This is a genomic window from Treponema zioleckii, from assembly GCF_014737315.1.
GTDB classification, from domain to species: Bacteria; Spirochaetota; Spirochaetia; order Treponematales; family Treponemataceae; genus Treponema_D; species Treponema_D zioleckii.
In genome coordinates this window covers 1-3,592 of the sequence record NZ_JPUF01000120.1, presented here as the reverse complement: position 1 = coordinate 3,592, position 3,592 = coordinate 1, and the positions used below count along the sequence as shown (strand labels likewise).

At 37.9% G+C, this 3,592-nt stretch carries 6 protein-coding genes; 2 read left to right on the top strand and 4 right to left on the bottom strand.

All coding sequences use genetic code 11. From position 1 onward, the window contains the following. Positions 1-114: 114 nt before the first annotated feature. Positions 115-519: an aldo/keto reductase gene (locus JI65_RS17160; protein WP_242457285.1), complete on the bottom strand. Its 405-nt coding sequence runs from the start codon at positions 517-519 to the stop codon at positions 115-117. On the opposite strand from JI65_RS17160, the gene JI65_RS16620 reads away from it, so the two are divergent. Continuing rightward, on the top strand, positions 449-670 hold the full coding sequence (locus JI65_RS16620; protein ID WP_242457286.1) for a CRISPR-associated endonuclease Cas1: 222 nt from the start codon (positions 449-451) through the stop codon (positions 668-670). The two genes, JI65_RS17160 and JI65_RS16620, sit on opposite strands and share 71 nt — an antisense overlap. 65 nt (positions 671-735) lie before the next feature. Here the strand turns inward: JI65_RS16620 and JI65_RS16615 are convergent, their stop codons facing one another. After that, positions 736-1,965 (bottom strand): type II toxin-antitoxin system HipA family toxin, encoded by a 1,230-nt coding sequence (locus JI65_RS16615; RefSeq protein WP_191018284.1) that lies wholly within the window; start codon positions 1,963-1,965, stop codon positions 736-738. Continuing rightward, a complete protein-coding gene (locus JI65_RS16610; RefSeq protein WP_191018283.1) occupies positions 1,962-2,183 on the bottom strand; it encodes a helix-turn-helix domain-containing protein in 222 nt (73 codons plus the stop codon). Before JI65_RS16610 ends, JI65_RS16615 begins: the two co-directional genes overlap by 4 nt. A 172-nt stretch (positions 2,184-2,355) precedes the next feature. Here JI65_RS16610 and JI65_RS16605 point away from each other — a divergent pair, with 172 nt between their 5' ends. Next, positions 2,356-2,676 (top strand): MBL fold metallo-hydrolase, encoded by a 321-nt coding sequence (locus tag JI65_RS16605; protein WP_191018282.1) that lies wholly within the window; start codon positions 2,356-2,358, stop codon positions 2,674-2,676. A gap of 5 nt (positions 2,677-2,681) precedes the next feature. On the opposite strand, the gene JI65_RS16600 is transcribed toward JI65_RS16605, so the two are convergent. Continuing rightward, on the bottom strand, positions 2,682-3,218 hold the full coding sequence (locus tag JI65_RS16600) for a GNAT family N-acetyltransferase (RefSeq protein ID WP_191018281.1): 537 nt from the start codon (positions 3,216-3,218) through the stop codon (positions 2,682-2,684). Positions 3,219-3,592 lie beyond the last annotated feature (374 nt).

The window sequence follows — 3,592 nt, the reverse complement described above, 5'->3', positions numbered from 1 at the left end:
GGAGCCGATGATATGGATGATATTGAAAGAGCCTGTCAGGATATTCCGTATTGGGAAAAGCCTGGTGATTATTCGACCGTAAAGTGGGTGAAAGGTATAGGCAACTGATAGAAACTAAATAGCCTGAATTTTGAGTTTAGTTGAAAATTTACAAAAAAAACGCAAATCCTTCTGCGTAAAATATGGATGGGCTTCCACTTGAATGAACTGAGGGGGAGTTTTCCATTTTGTCTCAAGTTCTTCTATATATATACCTTCAAAATTAGAAATGCCGATTGAGCGGGCTTTTCCTTCGTTCAAAGCCTTTTCAAGATGACGGTAGCCTACAAGCCAGTTTCCGGCAGGCTGATGGATGTAAAGTAGGAAGAAGCCACATTTCAGATTCCTATAGAAGGATATTGAAATTCTTATTTGTATTGGGGCTAAAATCAGGTTCAGCACAATGGGATTGGGAGAACTGAATAAAGATGGAATTATAGTTCTTGTTTTTGGGGAAAAACATGAAATTGAGACAATCATCGAACCATATTTTCCAAATCAAAGGCATTCTTCAATATTGAAAATTCAGATAAATCTCTCTGCTGATTTTAAAAATCAACTCTGGAATAAAATTATCAGACAGAAGATTGATAATAGTTCTAGAAATCTTGCGATTTTTGGGACTGGCTGACCTTCCGAAAACGGAAGGTGATACAACTTTCATTTTTGGTATAAAAATAAAAAAACACCAATTTATCAAAACCTGGATTTCACAACTTGCAAAATAGAATTAACTATATCTCTGGAAATTTTTTCATCATCCTTTAATTCTTCAAAAGCTGTTGTGTACTTTTTAGCAAAATCATCAAATATTTTTGAAAGAACGGAATACTTAATGTTCAAAGATTCAGCCAAAAGAAAAAAATCTTCTTGGGTTACTTTCTGAATCTCGTAGTGCTTTCCAATTTTCATTGAAAGTTTTTCAGTCAGGCCTGAATAGATTATTGTCGAAACAACATCGTACAAAGGAGAAAGTTCTACGCGATTATTTTTATAAACCAGAGAATAATTTTTTCCATGACTGTCACAATTGCCCATCACATAATTAAAAAGAACATATCTTAAGAATTTCTGGCTCTCCAAAGCCGGAACCGTACAGACTTTCAATATTGTGTTGAAAATATCAGCAATTCCTGGTCCTCCATCATTCTGATATTTTGATGTACTCATGATACCAAGTGCTTGGCAAAAATCTTCCTGATGAAGACGTTGAATTAAATCTGCTTCTTTGATGCGGTCATAGCGTTCAACAACAAAAATGTCTTTTCCTGCAATCTTCAGTAAATCAACTTCAGGAACAGGTAGTCCAAAAGACTTTGCAAGTTTCATACAGATATATTCATTTTGCGCAAGCGAAGAAAGACTTCCTGTTCGAGCAGGTTTTAAAATGTGAGTTGAAGGAGCCCCGTTTAATGGTAAATACCATTCTCCATTGATTTTTGCAAGTGCGAGTTTTTCTTGAGCTCCTGCAAGAGAAAGACGCAACTTATCATCTGCTTTAATAAGCGGCCTGGTATTCATTTTTTCGATAAACTCAGAAAGCCTGTTACCGTCCAGAAGTTCATAGTTATTTGAATCAAGTTTATAACTTGTTTCTTTAGAAAATGAATCCTCTTCATTTAAAATCGAAATGAGACCTGCACATTCTCCACCTAATGCTTCAAGTAATTTCAGAGTGCTGGTTTCAGAAATATGAAGATAGTCTGAAATTTTTTTTCGTGAATCTTCTTCAGGCAAAAGTCCTGAGAAAAAAGGGATGCATTGCTTTTGAGGAAATTCTTCTCTTTGCAAAGGAAGTGAAGCAGAAAGAGGAACGGAGTTTTTATCATTCAAATAATTTTCATCATAAACAAAAATTACTCCGCGATTTTCTGTTGATTCAAGAGAGCCAGCTTTTTTATTTCCAAAGAATACGTTCAGTTTCATTTATCATCTTCCCGATTTACCGCATAGAGATTTATTCCGAGCATTTCAAGACAGTGAAGCACTTTATTCATCTGTAAAGTTTCTTTTCCATTTTCAAGTTCCGAAAAAAAACGGGCCCCCACATTGCACATTGCGGCTGTTTCTGATTGAGTAAGTCCCAGCTGTTTTCGGCGGTTTTTCACTGCTTCTGATATTGATTCAACAGAAATTATTCTCATATCAACAGTATAACTTTCCCGAACGGGAAAATCAATAAAAATAGACCTGATATGCGAAAATATTTTCCCGAACGGGAAGATGATTTGTTTTGTATTTTAGCCCTTATATAGCTGGTAGATCTTACAGAGGAGTCTTTCAAGATTCCATTTATGTGAAGAATCGAATCTGCTTTTGACAGCTGGCGGAAAGAAAATACTTTTCTGTGGCTGTGCGCACAACGGTATTTTGAATGTGCTGGAAACTTTGGAGCGAAACTTCGGCTCGGACTTTTTTCCTGACCTTGTAATCGGTGGCTTCCATCTTATGAAGCGCACTGAGTTCTCCGAGGTTGACACTGCCGAAGTCACAGAAATTGCAAACAGACTCAAATCCTACAAAGCTCACTTTGCAACTTGTCACTGTACAGGCCTTCCGGTTTTCAATCAGATGAAAGAAATTATGGGAGAGCAATTGAGTTATGTGCGGTCTGGAGATGAGGTTTTAATAGAGTAGAAGAGTTATTTTATTATTCTCTTTTCGAATCTGAACATGCCTTCCGGAAACTGGCCGTCCTGCTCGTCTAAAGTTGCACTGCTGTCCGGGTCATTCGGGTCCGGGTGATGGCTGTTATAAAACTCTACGATGTGAAATCCGCAGCGGTTTACGTAGAAGTGTATGTTCCGTTTTTCAAAATACGGAGTTACGGTTTCCCAAAGCGTTACTTCAGGATAAAGTTTTTCAACTTCGCACCAAGCAGCGTAGCCGATTCCTTTACTGTGGGCTTTTGGAGAAACAAAGAGCAGATCTAAATCACCTTTTGTTCCTTCTACTCTGAGTACCAGGCCGCCTGCATTTTTACCGTCTACGACAATACGGTAGGCTTCGCCTTCTGCGATGGAGTTTTCTATTGTTTCTCTGGAGATAATCTGCTCGTCTTCTTCAAAATGATTGTCGCGCATTCCAAATTCTTCCAGTGCGCCGTAATTAAAGGCTTCCTGATTATCTTTTATAAACTGCTCTTTATCAGAGGCTTCCAGTGGTTTTAGTTCTATCATGCTCTAATCCTGTTCTTTTGTTCAATAAACCTTTCACCGTATCCCCGTGATGCTTTTCATCATTCCTTACGCTTTCAACTTCAGGGAACTTTTCGGCTACCGGTGCATAATTCTTTACGGCTGCATATTCGCCCTGTGCGATTGCGGGATATAAAATCCATCTTGGGAAGATTCTGTAGAGTAGGGGAAGGAGAATTTCTTTTGTATGCTTTGGAGTAAGTTCTGTTTGAGTCAGCTTATGAAAAACTGATGCATGGTGGCTTTCTTCCTTACGCGGGCATTTTAGCATTAATCGGGGATTTTATACAGTGCTTTGTCAGAATCGAAAAAAAAGGAAGTAGTGGAAAGATGTCGATGAATCTTAATTGAGAAAA